Consider the following 20,345-nt stretch of genomic DNA (forward strand, 5'->3'; position numbering starts at 1 on the left):
CCGATAAATTAAAAAGCCTTTCCACCAAGTGAGTAGAAAGGCTTTACGTTTTTTAAAAAAAATCGTTTGTCCAATCTCTCATCTTCCAAAGCAACCGCTTTGTGTGAATTGGCACCATTTCACAAATGTGATGGTTGCCGGGCTTCATAGGGCACTTCCCTCCGCCGCTCTTAATAAGAGTTTTACTATTCTTTTATAATAACTAATAACTTATCACATTTAGTTGAATTTTGTCAACCAATCTTTTCAAGTAAATGTGGAACAGATTGAAAAGCATAGATTTTCTCTTTTATGACACCATCTTCTGCGATGAGTAAACAAGGCACACTTTCTATTTGATAGTCTACTGCTAAGTCTTCAATATAATTCAAGTCTGCCTTTCCCATTGGTATACTTTTCCTCATCGCATGAATTACTTCCATCATTTTAGACGCAACCATACACGTCCCACAAATAGGCGTATATAAATAGAACAAAGCTTTACTTGAATCATGCATCACAGTTTCCCATTGTTCACGTGTCCACGTTTCCATAACCATCATCCTCTTACAGTAAAAATTCTCGGTGAATATTAAAATAGCCATCCAATTGTTCAGCCAAGATATCGTACGGGGTCGTTTCAACTTCTTTATAAAATTCATCAGTATATAAATGAATCGCCCAAGGGTAGTTTTTTTTGAATAAAGTGCGAATTTTATCTCCTGTATCATCCGCATCTACAAAAACAAAAAGTTCACTCGCCTCGTAAGGTTCCATCAATTCATCAAGATGATATTCACTAATCGTACCAAATGTACAAATGATTTGAACAGGTTCAGCAAGGATCCGTTTTAACCGAAAGCGATCTGCTTTTCCTTCTACGACTATCACTTTTTGTCGGTCCACACAATCCCTCCATCCTCGTTTACCATTTATTCAAACGCAATACTGCTGTATAGTTTTCCATCCATGAACTTTATCATACTCATTTATGCACAAAATTTCATGCATGAATGATTGCAAGAAAAAAACGTCAGGGAATAACTCTCCCGACGTTCGGTTTTCATTGATTACTCAATTGTCATTTTATCGTATTCTTCAGCTGACATGAGTGAATCTAGTTCTGAAACATCTGATGGTTCAACGACAATCATCCATGCTTGTTCATATGGAGATTCGTTTACAAATTCAGGGCTATCTTCTAGCTCTTCGTTCACTTCTACAACTTTACCACTAATTGGTGCATATAGTTCTGAAACTGTTTTTACAGACTCAACGCTACCAAATGGCTCGTTCGCAGTAATGTCATCGCCTACTTCCGGAAGTTCAACGAAAACAATATCGCCAAGTTCCGATTGCGCAAAATGTGTAATACCAATACGGTATTTACCGTCTTCGTCTTTCACCCATTCATGCTCTTCAGAATACTTCAATTCTTTCGGTGTGTTCATGTCATAGCCTCCAAATATTCATAGTTAATTGAATTAATTTCATAATCGAACATACTCTAGGAAAATCCGGACTGCTTTGATTTCCATCCTGGGAAGACCCCTTCCACTACAATTAACGGAAATAAATCCATATAACCGAACCTTCCGATACGAATCTACCACAACATTCGTTTTTGCATCATAATCAATCATTATAAAATTAATTCAGTCACTTCAATAATGCCATAGTTTACCCTAAAATACAAGATTACCTGATAAGTCTACTAACTTATTAGATAACTTTCCGACTTGAAATTCGGAACAATTAGCCCCAAACCTCGTCAAACGTTTCATCTTTAAAACCAACTGTCACTTTCCCATCGCCAAATACAATTGGTCTTTTAATCAGCATACCATTTGAAGCGAGTAGCGCTACTTTTTCTTCGTCCGACAGTGTTGGTAGCTTATCTTTCAAGTTTTGTTCACGATAAACTTTCCCACTGACATTGAAAAACTTTTTAATGTCGAGTCCCGAAGTTTCAATCATTTCTTGTAATGTTTCTACCGTTGGAGGTGCTTCTACAAGATTCACCTCGACAAAGTCGATGCCTTTGTCTGTTAGCCATTTCTTCGCTTTTCGGCATGTGCTGCATTTAGGATATCCGTAATATGTAATGTCCATAATTAAATTCCCTCCAGTGCCCCCATCATATCAAAAAAAACCTTCAGATGCTTTAATAGTCATCTGAAGGGTTTTTGATCCAACTTTTATCGCCAGACACTCGGGTTATAAGCAAACTGACTATGCGGCAGAGTGCACCACTCCGTCAGTTCGACGTATGCCTGTCGCGGCTGAATGGCGGTTTCGTTTTTTATTTAAACGGTATATTTCGCTTCGTCAATCAGCTTTTCAGCAGCTTCACGTTTTTTCGCGATAATATTGTACGGCGTAGAACGAGTTAATTTACGTAATGCGGACAACATCATACGCTGGTTATCTCCTTCTACCGCCGATAGAAGTGTTTCTTTCGCATCTTTTTCAATAGCTTCGAATGCTTCTTGACAGAAGATTTCAGTATATAAGATTTTTTGCTTCTCTTTCTCTTCGCCATTTCGTGCAATTGCTTTTTCCGTACGCAACAGTACAGATTCCATCGCAAAGATGTTTTGTGCGATATCCGCAATGTTTACAAGTACTTCTTGCTCCGCTTCTAGTTTTGTACCAAAGCGCTGTGCCGCAAGTCCCGCCGCAAGCAGACCGATTTTCTTTGCGTTTTTCACAAGTACATTTTCTTGTGCTAAAGCTTCATCGCCAACTTCTTCTGGCATCATCATAAGTAGCTCTTCTTGTAAGCTTTGCGCTTTTTGCAGAAGCGGCAATTCACCCTTCATCGCTTTTCGCATAAATGTTCCAGGCACTAGCATACGGTTAATTTCATTCGTTCCTTCAAAAATACGATTAATACGGGAATCTCGGTAAATTCGCTCAACTTCATATTCAGACATAAATCCGTATCCGCCATGCAATTGAACTGCTTCATCTGCGATATAATCTAGCACTTCAGAGCCAAACACTTTGTTAATAGAGCATTCAATTGCGTACTCTGCAATCGATGCTGCAACTGCCTTTCCATCTTTTAACTCTTCTTCTGACATCGCACTTTCACGCTCTTCAAAATTACCTACTGTACGGTAAATTAAACTTTCAGCAGCATACAATTTAGATGCCATCGTTGCGATTTTCTCTTTTGTTAAGTTAAATGAAGAAATCGGTGTGTTAAATTGCTTCCTATCATTTGCATAAGTGATTGCTAATTCTAACGCACGTTTAGAACCTCCTACCGTACCAACGCCTAGTTTATAACGGCCAATATTTAAAATATTAAAGGCAATCACGTGCCCACGACCAATTTCTCCTAATAGGTTTTCAACTGGTACTTCCGCATCTTGTAAAATCAATGTACGTGTTGAAGATGATTTAATCCCCATTTTCTTTTCTTCAGGACCTACAGAAACGCCTGGGAAATCTTTTTCTACGATGAACGTAGAGAATTTATCTCCATCAATTTTAGCATAAACGATGAACACGTCAGCAAATCCAGCGTTTGTAATCCATTGCTTTTCACCATTTAATACGTAATGTGTACCTGCCTCATTTAGTTTCGCATTTGCACTAGCGCCAAGTGCGTCTGATCCCGAGCCTGGTTCCGTTAACGCATAGGCAAATATTTTTTCAGCTGTTGCGGAAGCCGGCAAGTACTTCTTCTTTTGCTCTTCATTTCCAAAGAGAACGATTGGTAGTGATCCGATTCCAACATGGGCACCATGTGTAATTGAAAACCCACCAGCTACAGACATTTTTTCAGCAATCAATGCTGATGAAATTTTGTCTAATCCAAGTCCATCGTATTCTTCTGGAATATCTGCTGCTAGTAAACCGAGTTCCCCTGCTTTTTTCAATAGCTTAACAGAATGCTCAAACTCATGGTTTTCCAAGTTTTCAATGACAGGCTTCACTTCTTTTTCAACATATTCAGCCGTTGTTTGCGCAATCATTTTTTGCTCATCCGTAAAATCTTCTGGTGTGAATACACGTGCCGGCTCAATGTCCTCGATTAAGAACGCGCCGCCTTTAACAAACTCATTTGCCTCTACCTGTTTCGTCATTTTATGTTCCTCCCTTTTTTATGAACATGAACTTTCCCTTTTCCTAAATTGAAAATCAATATTCTCATCTAATTTACAAACAAATCATCTTTTCTTGATCCAGCTTCAAGCATCAGTCGCTCGGGTCATAAGCAATCTGACTATGTGGCAAAATGCACCACGTCGTCAGCTCGACTTATGCCTGTCGCGCCTAAACGATGCTTTCAGCTTTTCTTGATCCAGCTTCAAGCATCAGTCGCTCGGGTCATAAGCAATCTGACTTTGTGGCAAAATGCGCCACGTCGTCAGCTCGACTTATGCCTGTCGCGCCTAAACGATGCTTTCAGCTTTTCTTATAACATCTCAAATACGCCCGCGGCACCCATACCGCCACCGATACACATCGTGACAACACCGAATTGCTTCTGTTGACGTTTTAGTTCATTCATAAGACGAATGGTTAAAATAGTTCCTGTTGCGCCAAGTGGATGACCGAGTGCGATGGCACCACCGTTGACGTTCACTTTATCCATATCTAGCCCCAGATGGCGAATAACTTGTAAGGATTGTGAAGCGAATGCTTCGTTTAATTCCCACAGGTCGATGTCGTCAATTGTTAATCCGGCTATTTTCAATGCTTTTGGAACGGCTTCAATTGGGCCAATTCCCATCACTTCTGGTGGGACGCCTCCTACAGCAAATGAACGGAACTTTGCAATGGGTGTGAGTCCTTCTGCTTCAGCAACTTCACGATCCATAATGAGTACTGCGCCTGCACCGTCAGAAGTTTGGGATGCGTTTCCGGCTGTGACGGAACCAGTCACTGAAAAAGCTGGTCGTAATTTGCCAAGTACCTCTTCTGTCGTACCATGACGAACGCCTTCATCCATTTCAAAAGTGAACTCTTTTTCATGAAGCTTTCCATTGTCGTCGACGCTTCTTTGTACAACGTCAACCGGTACAATTTCATCAACAAATTTTCCAGCTTCGATTGCTGCCGCTGCCCTTTCATGCGACCGTACTGCAAATGCATCTTGGTCGGAACGGCTAACATCGTACTTCTTGGCAACTTGTTCCGCCGTATGCCCCATCCCCATATAATATTCTGGTGCAGTTTCAGCTAAGCGCACGTTTGGACGTACGGTATTCCCCATCATTGGCACCATACTCATCGATTCTGCTCCGCCTGCTAGCATCGCTTTTGAATGGCCAAGCATGATCCTTTCAGCCCCGTAAGCGATGGACTGAAGCCCAGACGAACAAAATCGGTTAATTGTAATCGCCGGCGTTGTATCTGGTAATCCGGCAAGTGCCCCGATATTTCTTGCCATATTCATCCCTTGTTCCGCTTCTGGCATCGCACAACCGATAATTAGATCATCAATTGCACCGTCATAACCGTCTGCGCGTCTTAATGTTTCTTTTACTGCTAGTGCTCCTAAATCATCTGGACGCACGGTTGCAAGTGAACCTCTTTTCGCTCTCCCAACCGGTGTTCTCGCCCCGGCTACAATCACTGCTTCACGCATATTCATATCCTCCCTATTCAAACTTCCCTATAAAATCCAACTCCAAGGCGTCATCCGCTGCTCAAGTCATAAACAAACTGTCTATATCGCAAAGTGCGCTACTCCACCAATTCGCCTCATACTTGTCGCGGATAAACAACACCTTTAGCTTTACTTAATTAATTACGAAGCGGCTTTCCTTTTATGAGCATGTGCTGCATACGTTGCTGTGACATTGGATCTGCCACCAAGCTTAGGAATGCTTCACGTTCTAAATCCAATAAGTATTGTTCATCAACGAACGTGCCGTACGGAACTTTTCCGCCTGCAATCACATACGCAAGCTTTTTCGCAATTTTTAAATCGTGATCGCTTATATAACCTGATAAATGCATCGCTTCCGCACCAAGCAATAACGTTGCATAACCAGACTCGCCCGTTACTGGAACTTTTTCGCGCTTCGGTGCTTTGTATCCGTTCTCATATAACGCAAGCGCTACTTGTTTGGCATCATAAATTTGATGGTCGCCGTTTACACTAATGCCATCCGCAAAATCTAAGAAGTTATTTTCGCGTGCTTCATCGCCAGAAGTTGAAACTTTCGCCATCGCAATTGTTTCAAATACTTTATTGGCGATGTTTTGGTAATCAACATCCACGCCATTCGGTAATCCTTTCAAATGCTTCGTATATAAGTTGACATTTCCACCCCCGCCTGGAATTAACCCGACGCCGACTTCAACAAGTCCCATATACGTTTCTGTTGTTGCTTGGATATGCGCAGCTGGTAAACAAACCTCGGCTCCTCCGCCAAGTGTCATTGCAAATGGTGCCGCAACAACTGGTTTTTTCGCATATTTAATATTCATCATCGCTTGTTGGAATGAACGAATAACAAAGTCTAATTCAAAAATATTGTCATCTTGTGCTTCCATTAAAATTAAACCGAGATTGGCACCCACGCAGAAGTTTTTCCCCTGGTTTCCAATGACGAGTCCTTTATAATTTTTCTCTACTTCTTCAATCGCAAAGTTAATCATTTGAATAATGTCTAAGCCAATCGCATTCGATTGTGAATGAAATTCAAGAAGCGCAACCCCGTCGCCTAAGTCAATTAAGCTCGCACCTGAATTTTTCTTAATGACGCCATGCTTCTTTTTATATTGTTTTAAATCAATCACTTTTTCATTAACAGGTACCGGCTCATACGTTTCTCCATTAAAGAAGAATCGTTCGCCATCTTCTTCCTTATAGAAAGTTTCATAACCTTTCTCTAATAAACTTTGAACGAAGCTTGGAATTTCAAATCCTTCAGCTTTCATCTTTTCTACAGATGTTTTCACACCGATGGCATCCCATGTTTCAAATGGTCCTTGTTGCCAGCCGAATCCCCATTTCATTGCATTGTCAATCGCGACAATGTCATCAGCAATTTCTCCGTTTAATTCTGCCGAATAAAGAAGTGTTGGTGCAAAGATACTCCATAAAATTTCCCCTGTACGATCTTCTGAATAAATAAGTGTTTTTACTCGATTGCCAAGACCTTTTTGCTGTTTTGCCATTTCAATTGAAGGCGTTTTCAACTTTTTCGTTGGAACGTATTCAAATGTTGCACGATCCAGTTCTAAAATTTCCTTGCCTTTTTTCACGTAAAAACCTTGTTTTGTTTTTGCACCGAGCCATCCGTTTTCCACCATTTTCTTCATGAATTCAGGTGTATCAAATACTTGTTGCTCTTCACCATCAGTGTGGTCATAAACATTTTTTGCGACATGAACGAATGTATCTAATCCAACAACATCCAGCGTTCTAAATGTCGCTGATTTTGGTCTTCCAATTAACGTGCCTGTCACGGAGTCAACTTCCCCAATTGAATAACCGCGTTTCTCCATTTCACGCAAAGTTACTAACAAACCGTATGTGCCAATGCGATTGGCAATAAAGTTTGGTGTATCTTTCGCGATGACGACACCTTTTCCTAATGTATCTTCCCCAAAGCGAACCATGAAATCGACAACTTCTGGCGCTGTCGTACTTGCTGGAATCACTTCTAATAACTTCAAATAACGTGGTGGGTTAAAAAAGTGCGTCCCTAAGAAATGCTTTTGAATATCTTCCGAACGCCCTTCCATCATCGCCTCAATGCTAATGCCGGATGTATTTGAAGTGACAATCGTTCCGGAAGAGCGTACTGCATCAATTTTTTCATATAGGCTCTTCTTCACGTCTAAGTTTTCAACAACTACTTCAATAATCCAATCAACATCTTTTAATTTGTCTACATCATCTTCTAAATTTCCTGCCTCGATAAGCGACATATTCTTTTTCGTCGTTAATGGTGCAGGTTTTTGTTTCATTAATTTTTGTAAAGCACCTGTTGCAAATCGATTCCGTACTTGACGATCCTCTAAAGTAAGTCCCTGCTTTTCTTCATCAGCTGTTAATTCCCCAGGGACGATGTCTAGTAAAAGTACTGGAATCCCGATATTTGCAAGATGTGCTGCAATACCAGACCCCATTACACCTGAACCTAAAACTGCTGCCTTTTTTATTTGATAAGCCACGTGTCCTGCCTCCCTTTACCCCTTTGAATGAATACTCATTCATTATTAGTCAAAAAAAATATAGAAACAACCTCTATGAATATTATTGTAATCTATTATTCTTGTTTTCGCAATATTTTTATTTAAAAAACTTATAATTAATGAATCATCATTCATATTGTTTTATATGTTTGTTTGGCGTGAAAAGTGCTAGCATATAATGAACAAAACACTTTTTCAAGGAGCCTTTTTATGAGAAATATTCTACCATTAAAGAAAATATCACAATTCGACCCCGATATTCATAAACGTTACCGCGCATCTGCATGTGGCCCTGTTACAGCCTATGCCATCCTTGATTATTATTTCCCGAACCGTTTTCAAGATATTAATCAATTATATAAACGGCTAGGGGGAACAGCAATTGGCTTATTTACGTGGCGTTTCGTTCGCAATCTTTCTAAACTGTTAGGTGATGATTGGGTCGTAGCAACTTGTTCAATTGAAGAAGTGAAAAAACAAATCGACAAAGGATATCCTGTCGCAGCGAAGTTTGATAAATGGTTTAGGTGGAAGTGGCGCGGTCGTTATTCCTTTGATTATCATTGGGTTCCTATCGTTGGTTATGAGGAAAGTGAAAGCGGGTTGATGCTATTTATTCATGATAATGGCGGTAAAAATCGCCCTTGCCAAATCCGAAAAGTGCCATACGCTCCAAATCGGGACATTTTGACTTTTGTTAAAATAGATAGAAAAAAACGCCAACAAGACGACTGGTAACTGTCTTGTTGGCGTTTTTTTAATTCGTCACATAAAGTGAATTCGCATGTCTCATGACAAGTGAATAACCTAGTTGTTCAAGCGTTTGCTTCACATTGTCATCGTAATTTGGAATGGGCATTTCCTCGAGTGATGCCTCGACTTCCAAATCGCAATGTATTTCCGCAAGTTTTCTTGAAAGCATGAGCATGTCCATACCATCTTCAATTCTTTTTCGACGTGCTGGGGTTAATTCATCTATCGCAGCAACGACACCATCCACAGAGCCATATTGTTTAATAAGCGTAAGCGCGGTTTTCGGACCGATGCCTTTCACCCCTGGATAACCATCAGCTGTGTCCCCAGTGAATGCTTTTTTATCGATATACTGTAAAGGTGTAATGCCGTATTCTTCTACAAATCGGTCTTCCGTGTAAATATCATATTCGCTATATCCTTTTTTTATCAAAGCGATATTGACGCCTGGACGAAGCAATTGCAGTAAATCTCTATCTCCGCTGACAACTGTAATTTCGGCTTTCCCGTCCCAATGTGCGATCATTGAACCGATTAAATCATCAGCTTCCATCCCTTTTTCACCGTAATTTTTCCAGCCAATTAATGCCGATGCGTCACGCGCCATATCAAACTGTGGCACAAGTTCCTCAGGTGGCGCAGGACGATTCGCTTTGTAGCCGTCATACAGATCATTACGGAATGTGTGCGCCCCCATATCCCAGCAAACTGCCATATGGGTCGGTTTAAAAACCGACGCCGCAGTCATCGTATGACGTGCAAATCCTTGAACCCCATTCGTCGGCACACCTGCCGCATTCGGAAAAAAGTGTCCCATTGCAGAAGTTGCAAAAAAGGAACGAAATAAAAGCGCCATGCCATCTATAATAAGAATATGTGGTTTTTCTTCTGTCATCAATTTATATATTTCCTCCATTTGCTAGCTAGTCTCTGTACATTATAGCAAACTTTCATGCACTCTAACTGAATTTCAAAGACGTTTAAATTATCGAAGAATTCCCACCCACGTTTGTTATGTACGATTTGAATTTAAAAAAGATTCATTCGCTCAACATATTTGAGATGTTGAACGAATGAATCTTTGCGCTTCGGAGTGGCAATCCTCGTAATACCTAGATAACCGCCGTTACCCCTTCTTTACCAATTTCGCCTGTACAACCAACCTTCCATCATTTGGATCTAGTGCATAATCGCATGTAGATAACGTAAGAATGTGATCATCTGCTTTTACTTCCACGTCTGTTTCATACATAGATTTCTCACGAATGCCTGCGAGTAGCTGTTCATATTCCTCGTCAGTTGAAAAATCAGTTTGTATATAATCAAAGTCTGTCTTTGTAATGTACACAGCAAAAATTTCCGCTACATAACTGTCATACAACGTATCATACTCGAATGTTTGGTGATTCTTAAAAAAGTCCTTGTCCTGAAACTTCGTTAATTGTTCGAACATGGAACCGTCCTTCATCCGATGGCCATAGAGAATCGTATTTAAACCTGGGGTTTGTACGTCGTTCCGAAAATCCATAAAAATACTGCCCGCAATATTCTTCTCTTTATAAAAATTTCTTCTTAAATAATCAACATTATTGTCTGCTTGTAAAATAGGATAATCAATTTGTGTTCCCTCAATCGTAATCCAACCGACAAGTTCATCATTTTCTTTTAACAACCTATCAAATCCGGAACGAATGGAGGCAGACTCATCGTCAATAACGGGATGATCCGCGTTGTAAAATGTTTCCTGGAGATTGTTTAACACTTTCCGATTTTTATAGTAATCAATCGCCGTATCAATCAAACCATATGCCGCATAAATAAACACACCTAAACATAAACAAGTGAGCATGATTGATAAAGTTTTCTTCGTCTTCGCGTTCATCAACATATTCCCCCAGGTATTAACATCAATCAGATGCCAATCGGTACAATATACATCCCGACATCCGTATCATTTTTCACAACAACATTTACACCGTAAACTTCTTGCATTAATTGTTTCGTAACAATCTGTTGTGGATTGCCCTTTTCTATTACTCTTCCTTCTTTCATCGCAATAATATGATGGCTATATTGTATTGCTTGATTAATATCATGCAAAACCATCACAATCGTTAAGCCATGTTCTTCACATAATTGTTTCACAAGCTCTAGTATCTCATATTGATAATAAATATCTAAGTTAGATGTTGGTTCATCTAAAAATAAAAATGGTGTATCTTGAGCAAGGGCCATCGCAATCCAAACACGTTGTTGTTGACCACCAGACAATGTATCAATCGCATCATGTCGTTTTTCAGACAGCCCTGTACATTCAATCGCCCAATTCACCATCTGTTCATCCTTATCAGATTGAGGAGAGAATGTATTTCTATGTGGCAGACGACCATAATAGACAAGTTTTTCCACTGTCATATCTGCAGGTGCACTGTTTTGTTGATGAACAACGCCTAACTTTTTTGCCAGTTCTTTCGGTTTGTATGTATTGATTGCCTTCCCGTCCAGGATCACTTGTCCGATTTGCGGCTGAAGATTATTCGTAAGTACCCCAAGCAGTGTCGACTTTCCAGACCCGTTCGGCCCTAGAATCGTTGTGATTTGGCCTTTATGGATACTTGCTTCTACATCGTGCAGACGCTTAACTTTATCTTGGTAGGAAAAAGATATATCTTTAATTTCCATAAATACGATCACTCTTTCTAAGCAAGAATATGAGGAATGGTCCCCCAATCACAGCCATAATAATGGATGCTGGAATTTCAATGGGCGAGAATAGTGCTCTTCCCAATGTATCTGCTACTAATATTAATAGTGCCCCTGCAAATGCAGAAAACGGAATGAGTAGCTTATGGTCATTGCCGACAAGCGTTCGCCCAATATGCGGGATGAGTAAGCCAACAAACGTAAACATCCCAGCAATTGCGGTGGCAATGGATGCAAGCAAAACAGCAATGATAGAAATAATCAGTCGTGCTCGATTCACTTGAAAACCAAGATTTTTCAATGTTTTATCTCGTAACCCCAAATGGTTACACCATGCATACAACAGCATACTGAGAATCAGTCCAATCGAACCATATAGGACAATCACTTGCACATCCGTCCAAGTCTTCATCGTAAGTGTTGAAGACGTAACAGAAATTCCCGACATCATGCTGCTCGCATTTTGCGCACTGATCAATTCACTTAATCCCGTAAAGACCGCGTTTATCGCAACGCCAATTAAAATCATTCTGAGTGGATTGAGTCCCGATTTCCATGAAAATATATAGACAAGTAAAAAGGCAACCGCCCCACCGATGAAGGAAAACAATGGCGTGTAGAAAAATAACGTCGGAAAGAAGGTAACCATAACGATGGACATGAATCCAGCGCCAGACGATACACCGATAATCCCTGGTTCAGCTAGCGGGTTCCGCATGACCGCTTGCAAAAGCACACCCGAAACCGATAAAGCCGCGCCGGCAAATAGTGCGATGATAATCCTCGGCAAACGTAAATCTTTTATAATCTCTACATTTTCATTCGTGCCTGTAAAGAGGCCTTTTAGCAGCTCTCCCGTTGTAATTGCAATACTCCCAGTCGTCATCGAATAGATTGTCAAAATAAAGAGTGCGCAGATGACAACAACAAAGCTGATAATCTTTTTATACATACGATAAACCTCTTTCACAACCTATTATTCATAAAGGATTTTCATTAATTCTTCTAATGCTTCGGCAGCCGCTAAGTTTGCAGTCGTCCCAAAAAGCTCTTCTTCTAAATCATAAACTCGGTCATTTTTAACTGCTTTAAAATGGCGCCAAATTGTATTCTCTTTAAATTCTTTATTAAACATGTCAACGACTTCTTCCGGCATCCCATGCGCCATACGCAAAATAATATCTGCATCAGCCTGCTGCAGGGTTTCCGTGTTAGCAGACATATATTCCACATCTGTTTCTGTCATTGCGTTTACACCACCGGCGCGTCGAACGAGATCGCCTACATACGACTTTTCTGTTGCAACGAGATAACTGCCTGGTACGCCAAGTAAAATAAGGACTCTCGGTGATTCTTGGTCTTCTATTTTCGCTTCAATTTCAGCTAACTTTTCTTCAAATGCTTTTACTAATTTCTCTGCATGTTCTTCGCGATTATATTTTTCACCAAGATACTGGATGCCTTCATACATACCTTCAACACTTTCAAAGTCAAGATAAGTCGCTGGCGTATCCGTTTCAGTGAACGTATCTTCGACATAAGATGTTAACGTTGTCACCGTTAAAACATCTGTCGGTTTTAACGACTTAATGATTTCCATATCCGGATTCATCGCCAAGCCAACTTCCGGTAACCCTTTATATCGCTCTGGCAATCCTTTATAGGTCGTCGGAATTCCGACAAGGTCTAATTCCAATTCGTTCGTAATTTCCGTAATTGCGACGGTCGTTGAAATGATTTTCCCATCCGTTTCAAGTTTCTTTTCATTTTCGATTGCATCCGTTACTTCTGAACTTGATTGTTGAGTATCATTTGAGGATTGATTTTCAGTTACGGCGGATTTGTCATCTGTGCCACAACCTGCTAATACGATGAGAAGGACTACGATGAGGAATAAACTTAATTTATTTTTCAAAACCTGTACACCTCTTATTAGGTATTTAAAATCTGATTTCTCCGAAAAACTATATATAAAATTTAGAGCCTTACTGCTTGGCATAAACAGTAAGACTCTCGTAAATTATAAATTTATTTTTGGTTATGCGACATTAGCGTAACGTCTTTTAAGTTGAATCGCTAGCGGAATTGCTGACCCAATGAGTAGCAACACATAAAGCATGATGTTTGTTGTATCGCCTGTTTGTGGGTTCTTTTCTTGTCCAGAAACTTTCGTTTTGGTTGTTGATCCATTCTTTTCATTGGAATCGAGTTCTGGTTTTTTGATTGTTGGATTGTGCTTTGTTTTAGTATTGTTATCTTTAGCGCCTGGTAATGGTGTATTCTTAATAGCTTCTCCATCAACTGTTGGACCATTTCCATTGGTAGAAGCAACTAAACGATAATCACCCACTTCAATTTCTTCCATGCTACTTTCATCTAAAAAAAGACGCGCTTTATGCTTTTGATTTTCGTAAACTCCGGGTACAGTAATCATCATATCTAACTCAATTACATCCGATATTTTTCCATCTACCTTGAACTGGACAACGATGGAACCGTCTCCATTATCCTTAACAACAACCACATCGCCATGTTTTGTCTTCAGTGAATTAATATATTCGCTTCCTGTTACAGTGATTTGAATATATCGTTCGCCATCTTTCTCTAATAAAATTGCAGGGCCTTTAAAGAATGAATCCGCTGAAGAAGGCCTATCTTCTGTTTCATGCTTAATGACAAAACCAATTTTATATGCTTTATCTGGTGTTAATTGATCCTTCTTTTTAGGAGTTTTAGGTTTTCCGTTTTCCTCTTTATCGTTTGCTACAGGATTATCTTTTTCATTAGCTTTTTCATCTTTTGTAGGTTCTTCATTTTTATTATCATCTTGTGAGTCATTATCTATTGGTAAAAGTGTGTAATCTTTAATGTCAACGGCTTCTTGAGTACTTTCATCAAATGAAAGGTCAACCGTATGTGGCATGATAGTTCCACGCGCATTAATAATCATTCCAAAATCTAATACTTCTGACAGAGAGCCTTCTACTTTAAATTGAATCGTAAAAGTTCCATCAGCATTTTTTGTGCCCCATGTAACCTCTTTACCGTTTATAGACAATGACTCTATAAATTGGCCGCCTGTTCCATTTATTTGAATATATTTCACTCCATCTTTAATGAGTAATACAGCCGGATTAATAAATTGACGATTTACTGATGCAGATTCGGAAACATAATTAATTTCGTATGCTTGATCAGGTACTAACGCCGAATTTTTATTTTCAACTTTGTCGCCATCGTTCTCAACCGGTGGTTCTGATTTTGTTGGTTCTTCCGGTTCAACCGGCTCTAATGGATCTACGTCTGGAATTCCAAATCCTGGTTTATTCGATGCAACAGTTTCCGTAATACTAGTCTCATCCAATTGGATACGGAATCCTGATTGTCCATAGTGCATCTTCTCATTACCCATCGGTGCTTGATATTCAACATAGGCATTATATAAATATTGCAAACTATCTAACTTGAATGTTTCATGACGCTTTTTCCCGTCACCTTTCTTTTCCAAAGCATTCTTTCCATTAAGCTTCAATAACGTTACCGTATTATCATCATTAATTGATATTGTTAATTCGGCTTTTCCTTCTTTAATAGATAAGAATAATTCATCGCCTAAATGTCTGCCCATTGCGGATTGATTATCGTTATCATCTCTTAAATAGCTAGCATTTACAGTATAGTAACCGTCTGCTAGGTCAGCCAATCCTACCTGTTTTTCCTCTTCTTCAACTGGCCCAGTTGATTCTTCTTCGGGTTCAGATTCAACTGGTTCTTCTTCAATTACATCTTCTTTTACAGGCACATTACTTACATCAAAAAAGGCACGCGCAGTATGTTGACCGCCATAGGACATATGCATTTCCAGTATTACAGGATCAGATAAATTACCATCTACCTCAAACTTTACACTCCTTTTGTTTTCTTCTTCACTAACGACAACAACTTCATTGCCGTTTGCTTTCAATGATAGAATCATATTACTTTGGTCTATTTTAAACTGAATGAATTGCTTTCCATTTTCAACAATTAATGACGCTGGTTTACTGAAGAAAGGATCAGCCAATGATACCTCATCCTTATCTTCATGCTTGACAACATATTCAATATTATGTGTTCCGTCTTCAAACTGTTTCGTTTCTTCCGCAAACACCGCACCACTAAAAAATGGCAGTGCAAGTATTACGATAAACAGGGACATAAGCCATTTGTTTCGCATCTATATTCTCTCCTCTTATGGATTCTATTAATTAGTTACGTACAGGTCGAAACTTGCGAATTGCGAATAAAGCAATTGCAGATCCAAGCATTAATAGCGCGTACATTCCAATAGGAGAGTTATCCCCTGTTTTTGGATTCTCTACAGTTTCGGCTATATTGCCGCTAGTTTCGGAACCACTTTCCACTGATTTTTGTTCTCCAGCTGATGTGGCTTGCGGTAATCCGCTTACATTAAATACAGCACGGGCAGTATGCGTCATGTCGTACATATCTGGAACAACAATGTGCATGTCCATATTTAGAGGTTGAGATAAATCACCTTTCACTCTAAACTTCACTGTTCTTGTCTGATTTGCAGTATTTTCACTGACAACCGAAACCGGACCTGTTGGTGTTGAAAGCGATTTAATATAATTGCTGCCAGTTACCGTTAACTGGATATATTGAACACCATTTTGAACGGTTAGTGTTGCAGGCTTTGTAAAATAACCATCCGCAATGGATGTATTCGCACTACCTGACTCTTTCATTTCATAATTTACCTTATATGTACCATCTGCAATTTGAGCAGAAACTGGTGAAGCAACAAAGAAGGTAGCTAAAATGATAGCCGCGAACGTCATGAAAAATGAAAATTTGTTCTTCATTCTGAATTCCTCCTAATCATTTTGATCGTCGAGCTAAAAAGGTCTAACAGTCTTGCATATGTTGTCGAAAAATATATTTTCCTTTTAAACCTTCTAGAAATTACTTTCCTAAACGTTGGAAACCCCGACACTACTAAACCTATCAATGAAGGTTGCATTGAGCAATAGACGAAGTGTGAACAAGAAACGACATATTTGTGAATGTTATTGTGGAATAAAGTATTTTTAGATACTAATCTTGCATAACTTGTAATCATCGCCCTTCGTATATTGTCGAAAACACATCTGCAATCAGTATAGTTCAAGAAGAAGAGAATGAATGTGATGTTAATGCATTCGCTAAATCAGTCGTTTATATGAAAGAGATATAATGTGGAATTCCGGGGGATGACTCTTTTAACATACTAATAGTAAACAAAAAAAGATGGTATACGAGTTCTAACCATCTTTTGTTTATTCGTTTCATGATATTTTCATTATTTATTCTATACCTATAAATACCATGCTAAAAACTTATCCTTCTCAAAAACATTCAACACACATTTCGAACCAGTTTGCGCCTCTATAAGCTTTAGTTCTTCGGGAAATTTATTTTCAACACGTAATGTAATATAAGGTAGCTTTTCTTGTGCTTTTTGAGAACGGTAATTATCCGCTTTAGCCCCAGCGAAAACATAATTGAGTCCTAATTGATTAAACGCAGTGGATAATATTGCTGCTTTCGCAAGCTCATTATAACCTCGTCCCCAGTACGCATAACCTATCCATGTGCCAATATGAGAGGTCTTCTTGATTGGATCAATATCTTTAAGAGTAATCACCCCTATAAGCTTCTCTTCTTCATTTACGATACATCTGGAATATTGTCTCCCTAGTTTTTCCTCTTCTAAAATAAACTCAATGAAGCCCTTCGTTCCTTCAACTGTCGTTTGTTCATCGCTCAGTCCTAATGCCATTTTCACTTTCGGATTCGAGGATAAAGCAGATATTTCTTTCGCATATTTTAACGCATGTGGTACTAATCTAATTTTCCCCATCATACATTCCCCCATTTTTATTAAAGAGATAGCGATAAATTGCAACTATCTCTTTATTACGATTGATAACGTTGAATCCGTTTCTTTGTGTTATCCACCTTGCATTTCCTCCCTACTCATCTAGTACTATCTTACATGATGAAAATAGTAAAAGAACGCTTTCCTAGGAAGTTCAGTCTTCGTATCAGGTGGTTAGAGCGTTTTAAAAATTGGATACGAATTAACGAACTTAACAACATCCTTGCCGAAAAGTCCAAACATCTATTTTCTGTATTGCATATAGTAATTAGAATCGTTCGGAAGGAGAGAAATTTGATGGTAAATAACAATTCAGGACAAAATAATGAGCAATACTGGTACCCGCGTTTACCTGATGGATATGATGGGAATGATAGAAGGGGACATGGTGGCCCCGTCCCAATGCCTTCAACAAATCCAGGCGAATATCGACCTAACCACGGTTGGACTCCGTACGGAATGCCTAGTGATCACACAGGATTTACTGCACAAAGACCACCATCTCACGGCATGCCCGGATTTCCACCTGGACATGGCGGTCCCCCACATGGCACACCAGGTTTTCCACCGGGGCACGGAGGACCTTCTCACGGATGGCCAGGATTTCCTCCTGGACATAGCAATCAACCCGGCAGACCGCCTGGACAACACGGTGGCAATCAAGCCCCTCAAAGTGCACCGCCAAGTTGGACACCAGAATATCCAAGTCACCAATTATTCGCCGTAGATCCTGGTGCCATTGCGAGATGTATGTATCGTTTTACGTACATTTGGCTATCTAGAAGACAAGGATTTTGGTTTTACCCAGTTTTCTTAGGAAGACGATCTGTGGCGGGCTACCGCTGGAACTCAAGGCGTAGAAGATGGGAATATACGGGACTAGATTTAGACAATATTAATTCATTTACTTGCGTCTAAATATTTTTGGCAATGAATGCTATTTTCATATCGATTAAGAAAGTTAAAATACCCCTAACTAATCACCTAAAAATTACAATAATTAAAATGCGTTCTAAGTGAATAATTCGCTTAGAACGTTTTTATTTGAAATTACTTTCACCTATGGTTATACTATATTTTTTACATAATTTCTCTCATATGCTGTAAAAACTGGATAATCACTGTTTTAGAAATCAGTTTTATTGATTTTTTTATGTCACTGATACAGTTTAAGATGGCCTAATGAGGGGAAGATATAAAGTAATTCTTCTGTAAAGCGATTTTTTTCGATGGGGAATTTTTCATTACTTTATAATATAAGAATGGAGGAACTATGAGAAAAATATCAAATGTTTTTTGGATAACGGTCGCTCTTGTTTTGGCAGCAGTAGCCTATGGAGCATTTGCGCCTGAAAATTTTAGCGCAATTACCGGAAATATGCAAGCTTTTATCACCTCATCATTTGGGTGGTATTATTTACTAGTTGTTTCTGCAATCGTAATCTTCTGTCTGTTTTTCATTTTTAGCCCAGTTGGACAACTTCGTCTCGGTAAACCCGATGAAAAACCAGAATACTCTCGTATGAGTTGGTTTGCTATGCTATTTTCAGCTGGGATGGGGATTGGACTCGTGTTTTGGGGAGCTGCTGAACCACTTTCCCACTTTGCGATAAGTCCCGCAACCGCGACACCCGAGAGTCAAGAAGCTTTTCGTGAATCCATGCGCTATACATTTTTCCATTGGGGTATTCACGCGTGGGCAATATACGGCATCGTCGCGTTGTCACTCGCGTATTTCCAATACCGTAAAGGTGCACCAGGCTTAATTTCTTCAACATTAAGACCCATTTTAGGGGATCGTGTAGACGGACCTATCGGTACTATCATAAACGTACTAGCCGTTTTTGCAACTGTTGTAGGAGTCGCAACAACATTAGGTTTTGGTGCAGTTCAAATTAACGGTGGACTGGCATATCTTTTTGATTTACCTATTAGCTTCCCAGTGCAAGTAGTTATTATCATCATCGTAACGATTTTATTTATTTTTTCTGCATGGAGTGGACTTAGCAAAGGGATTAAATATTTATCCAATACGAATATGGTTCTTGCTGCTATATTACTGATACTGATTGTGATTGTTGGACCGACACTTCTTATTTTCAATACATTTACTGATTCAATCGGTATGTACTTACAGAACATTATTCAAATGAGCTTTAACGCAGCCCCCGTTGATAAAGACCTGCGTTCTTGGATTGACGGATGGACTGTTTTCTATTGGGCTTGGTGGATTTCATGGTCACCGTTTGTTGGCGTGTTTATTGCCCGTGTTTCACGTGGTCGTACGATACGAGAGTTTTTAGGAGGCGTCCTTTTACTACCCGCATTAATTAGTTTCTTTTGGTTCTCCGCTTTTGGAGCAACAGCTATGGATGTTCAGACTAAAGGAACTGATCTAACTGGGTTGTTAACGGAAGAAACACTCTTCGCAGTGTTTCACGATTTACCTATGTCGATGATATTATCGGCTGTCGCAATATTACTAGTTGCGATCTTCTTTATTACATCAGCTGACTCGGCAACATTCGTACTCGGTATGCAAACGTCTTACGGATCGCTTCATCCGCCGAATGCAGTCAAATTAACATGGGGAATTGCGCAATCAACAATCGCCATAATTCTACTTTCAACAGGTGGGCTCGGTGCGCTACAAAACGCCCTAATTATCGCTGCACTACCTTTCTCTTTCGTCATGATTTTAATGATGATTTCGCTTTATAAAGCATTGGATCATGAGAAAAAAGAATTGGGCTTAATGATTCGCCCAAAACGCCGTAAAAAATAACAATTTCCCCAATCACTATTCTCAGTGATTGGGGAT

General features: G+C 39.5%; 18 protein-coding genes and 1 riboswitch. Of the genes, 3 read left to right on the forward strand and 15 right to left on the reverse strand.

Going from position 1 to position 20,345, the window contains the following annotated elements:
* Window positions 1–75: 75 nt before the first annotated feature.
* A riboswitch (SAM riboswitch) is annotated at window positions 76–180 on the reverse strand.
* Between the two features lie 53 nt (window positions 181–233).
* The 7 genes from AB1H92_RS12465 to AB1H92_RS12495 all read right to left on the reverse strand — a co-directional run bounded on the left by AB1H92_RS12465 (window position 234) and on the right by AB1H92_RS12495 (window position 8,127).
* Complete coding sequence (locus AB1H92_RS12465) at window positions 234–533, reverse strand: thioredoxin family protein (protein ID WP_115362745.1); 300 nt, start codon at window positions 531–533, stop codon at window positions 234–236.
* Between the two features lie 13 nt (window positions 534–546).
* Window positions 547–885 (reverse strand): toprim domain-containing protein, encoded by a 339-nt coding sequence (locus AB1H92_RS12470; protein ID WP_115362747.1) that lies wholly within the window; start codon window positions 883–885, stop codon window positions 547–549.
* Between the two features lie 164 nt (window positions 886–1,049).
* The gene (gene gcvH, locus AB1H92_RS12475; protein WP_115362749.1) at window positions 1,050–1,430 is read right to left on the reverse strand and encodes a glycine cleavage system protein GcvH; all 381 of its coding nucleotides are present in this window, start codon (window positions 1,428–1,430) and stop codon (window positions 1,050–1,052) included.
* Window positions 1,431–1,734: 304 nt separating this feature from the next.
* A complete protein-coding gene (locus AB1H92_RS12480; protein WP_115362751.1) occupies window positions 1,735–2,091 on the reverse strand; it encodes an arsenate reductase family protein in 357 nt (118 codons plus the stop codon).
* Between the two features lie 194 nt (window positions 2,092–2,285).
* On the reverse strand, window positions 2,286–4,076 hold the full coding sequence (locus AB1H92_RS12485; RefSeq protein ID WP_115362753.1) for an acyl-CoA dehydrogenase family protein: 1,791 nt from the start codon (window positions 4,074–4,076) through the stop codon (window positions 2,286–2,288).
* 332 nt (window positions 4,077–4,408) lie between these two features.
* Complete coding sequence (locus AB1H92_RS12490) at window positions 4,409–5,584, reverse strand: acetyl-CoA C-acetyltransferase (RefSeq protein ID WP_115362755.1); 1,176 nt, start codon at window positions 5,582–5,584, stop codon at window positions 4,409–4,411.
* A 158-nt stretch (window positions 5,585–5,742) separates the two neighbouring features.
* A complete protein-coding gene (locus tag AB1H92_RS12495; RefSeq protein WP_115362757.1) occupies window positions 5,743–8,127 on the reverse strand; it encodes a 3-hydroxyacyl-CoA dehydrogenase/enoyl-CoA hydratase family protein in 2,385 nt (794 codons plus the stop codon).
* Between the two features lie 231 nt (window positions 8,128–8,358).
* On the opposite strand from AB1H92_RS12495, the gene AB1H92_RS12500 reads away from it, so the two are divergent.
* On the forward strand, window positions 8,359–8,886 hold the full coding sequence (locus AB1H92_RS12500) for a C39 family peptidase (protein ID WP_115362759.1): 528 nt from the start codon (window positions 8,359–8,361) through the stop codon (window positions 8,884–8,886).
* 19 nt (window positions 8,887–8,905) lie between these two features.
* On the opposite strand, the gene AB1H92_RS12505 is transcribed toward AB1H92_RS12500, so the two are convergent.
* The 8 genes from AB1H92_RS12505 to AB1H92_RS12540 form a co-directional block, all read right to left on the reverse strand.
* Window positions 8,906–9,796, reverse strand: coding sequence for a 5'-3' exonuclease H3TH domain-containing protein (locus tag AB1H92_RS12505; RefSeq protein ID WP_115364153.1), 891 nt, complete (start codon window positions 9,794–9,796; stop codon window positions 8,906–8,908).
* Window positions 9,797–10,027: 231 nt separating this feature from the next.
* Entirely contained in the window at window positions 10,028–10,783 is a 756-nt protein-coding gene (gene srtB / locus AB1H92_RS12510) for a class B sortase (protein ID WP_115362761.1), read from the reverse strand.
* 29 nt (window positions 10,784–10,812) lie between these two features.
* Entirely contained in the window at window positions 10,813–11,583 is a 771-nt protein-coding gene (locus AB1H92_RS12515) for an ABC transporter ATP-binding protein (RefSeq protein WP_115362763.1), read from the reverse strand.
* The gene (locus AB1H92_RS12520) at window positions 11,573–12,556 is read right to left on the reverse strand and encodes an iron ABC transporter permease (protein ID WP_115362766.1); all 984 of its coding nucleotides are present in this window, start codon (window positions 12,554–12,556) and stop codon (window positions 11,573–11,575) included. Before AB1H92_RS12520 ends, AB1H92_RS12515 begins: the two co-directional genes overlap by 11 nt.
* Window positions 12,557–12,580: 24 nt before the next feature.
* On the reverse strand, window positions 12,581–13,519 hold the full coding sequence (gene isdE, locus AB1H92_RS12525; RefSeq protein ID WP_243835679.1) for a heme ABC transporter substrate-binding protein IsdE: 939 nt from the start codon (window positions 13,517–13,519) through the stop codon (window positions 12,581–12,583).
* A 123-nt stretch (window positions 13,520–13,642) separates the two neighbouring features.
* On the reverse strand, window positions 13,643–15,820 hold the full coding sequence (locus AB1H92_RS12530) for an NEAT domain-containing protein (protein WP_115362769.1): 2,178 nt from the start codon (window positions 15,818–15,820) through the stop codon (window positions 13,643–13,645).
* Window positions 15,821–15,851: 31 nt separating this feature from the next.
* The gene (locus AB1H92_RS12535) at window positions 15,852–16,469 is read right to left on the reverse strand and encodes an NEAT domain-containing protein (RefSeq protein WP_115364154.1); all 618 of its coding nucleotides are present in this window, start codon (window positions 16,467–16,469) and stop codon (window positions 15,852–15,854) included.
* Between the two features lie 491 nt (window positions 16,470–16,960).
* A complete protein-coding gene (locus AB1H92_RS12540; RefSeq protein WP_115362771.1) occupies window positions 16,961–17,506 on the reverse strand; it encodes a GNAT family N-acetyltransferase in 546 nt (181 codons plus the stop codon).
* Between the two features lie 315 nt (window positions 17,507–17,821).
* Between AB1H92_RS12540 and AB1H92_RS12545 the strand changes: the two genes are divergently transcribed.
* Both AB1H92_RS12545 and AB1H92_RS12550 read left to right on the forward strand, forming a co-directional pair.
* A complete protein-coding gene (locus AB1H92_RS12545) occupies window positions 17,822–18,442 on the forward strand; it encodes a hypothetical protein (RefSeq protein ID WP_243835677.1) in 621 nt (206 codons plus the stop codon).
* 355 nt (window positions 18,443–18,797) lie between these two features.
* Window positions 18,798–20,309 carry a BCCT family transporter gene (locus AB1H92_RS12550; protein ID WP_115362773.1) on the forward strand — a complete coding sequence of 504 codons (1,512 nt, stop codon included), beginning with the start codon at window positions 18,798–18,800 and terminating at the stop codon, window positions 20,307–20,309.
* Window positions 20,310–20,345 lie beyond the last annotated feature (36 nt).

The organism is Sporosarcina pasteurii (assembly GCF_041295575.1).
GTDB lineage: Bacteria > Bacillota > Bacilli > Bacillales_A > Planococcaceae > Sporosarcina > Sporosarcina pasteurii.

Excerpts from the sequence above, each read along its gene's own strand:
- AB1H92_RS12515 (WP_115362763.1), bottom strand. The coding sequence starts at position 11,583 with ATGGAAATTAAAGATATATCTTTTTCCTACCAAGATAAAGTTAAGCGT.
- AB1H92_RS12480 (WP_115362751.1), bottom strand. The coding sequence starts at position 2,091 with ATGGACATTACATATTACGGATATCCTAAATGCAGCACATGCCGAAAA.
- AB1H92_RS12500 (WP_115362759.1), top strand. The coding sequence starts at position 8,359 with ATGAGAAATATTCTACCATTAAAGAAAATATCACAATTCGACCCCGAT.
- gcvH (WP_115362749.1), bottom strand. The coding sequence starts at position 1,430 with ATGAACACACCGAAAGAATTGAAGTATTCTGAAGAGCATGAATGGGTG.
- AB1H92_RS12505 (WP_115364153.1), bottom strand. The coding sequence starts at position 9,796 with ATGACAGAAGAAAAACCACATATTCTTATTATAGATGGCATGGCGCTT.
- AB1H92_RS12535 (WP_115364154.1), bottom strand. The coding sequence starts at position 16,469 with ATGAAGAACAAATTTTCATTTTTCATGACGTTCGCGGCTATCATTTTA.
- srtB (WP_115362761.1), bottom strand. The coding sequence starts at position 10,783 with ATGAACGCGAAGACGAAGAAAACTTTATCAATCATGCTCACTTGTTTA.
- AB1H92_RS12485 (WP_115362753.1), bottom strand. The coding sequence starts at position 4,076 with ATGACGAAACAGGTAGAGGCAAATGAGTTTGTTAAAGGCGGCGCGTTC.
- AB1H92_RS12490 (WP_115362755.1), bottom strand. The coding sequence starts at position 5,584 with ATGCGTGAAGCAGTGATTGTAGCCGGGGCGAGAACACCGGTTGGGAGA.
- AB1H92_RS12545 (WP_243835677.1), top strand. The coding sequence starts at position 17,822 with ATGGTAAATAACAATTCAGGACAAAATAATGAGCAATACTGGTACCCG.
- AB1H92_RS12550 (WP_115362773.1), top strand. The coding sequence starts at position 18,798 with ATGAGAAAAATATCAAATGTTTTTTGGATAACGGTCGCTCTTGTTTTG.
- AB1H92_RS12465 (WP_115362745.1), bottom strand. The coding sequence starts at position 533 with ATGGAAACGTGGACACGTGAACAATGGGAAACTGTGATGCATGATTCA.
- AB1H92_RS12530 (WP_115362769.1), bottom strand. The coding sequence starts at position 15,820 with ATGCGAAACAAATGGCTTATGTCCCTGTTTATCGTAATACTTGCACTG.
- AB1H92_RS12540 (WP_115362771.1), bottom strand. The coding sequence starts at position 17,506 with ATGGGGAAAATTAGATTAGTACCACATGCGTTAAAATATGCGAAAGAA.
- AB1H92_RS12520 (WP_115362766.1), bottom strand. The coding sequence starts at position 12,556 with ATGTATAAAAAGATTATCAGCTTTGTTGTTGTCATCTGCGCACTCTTT.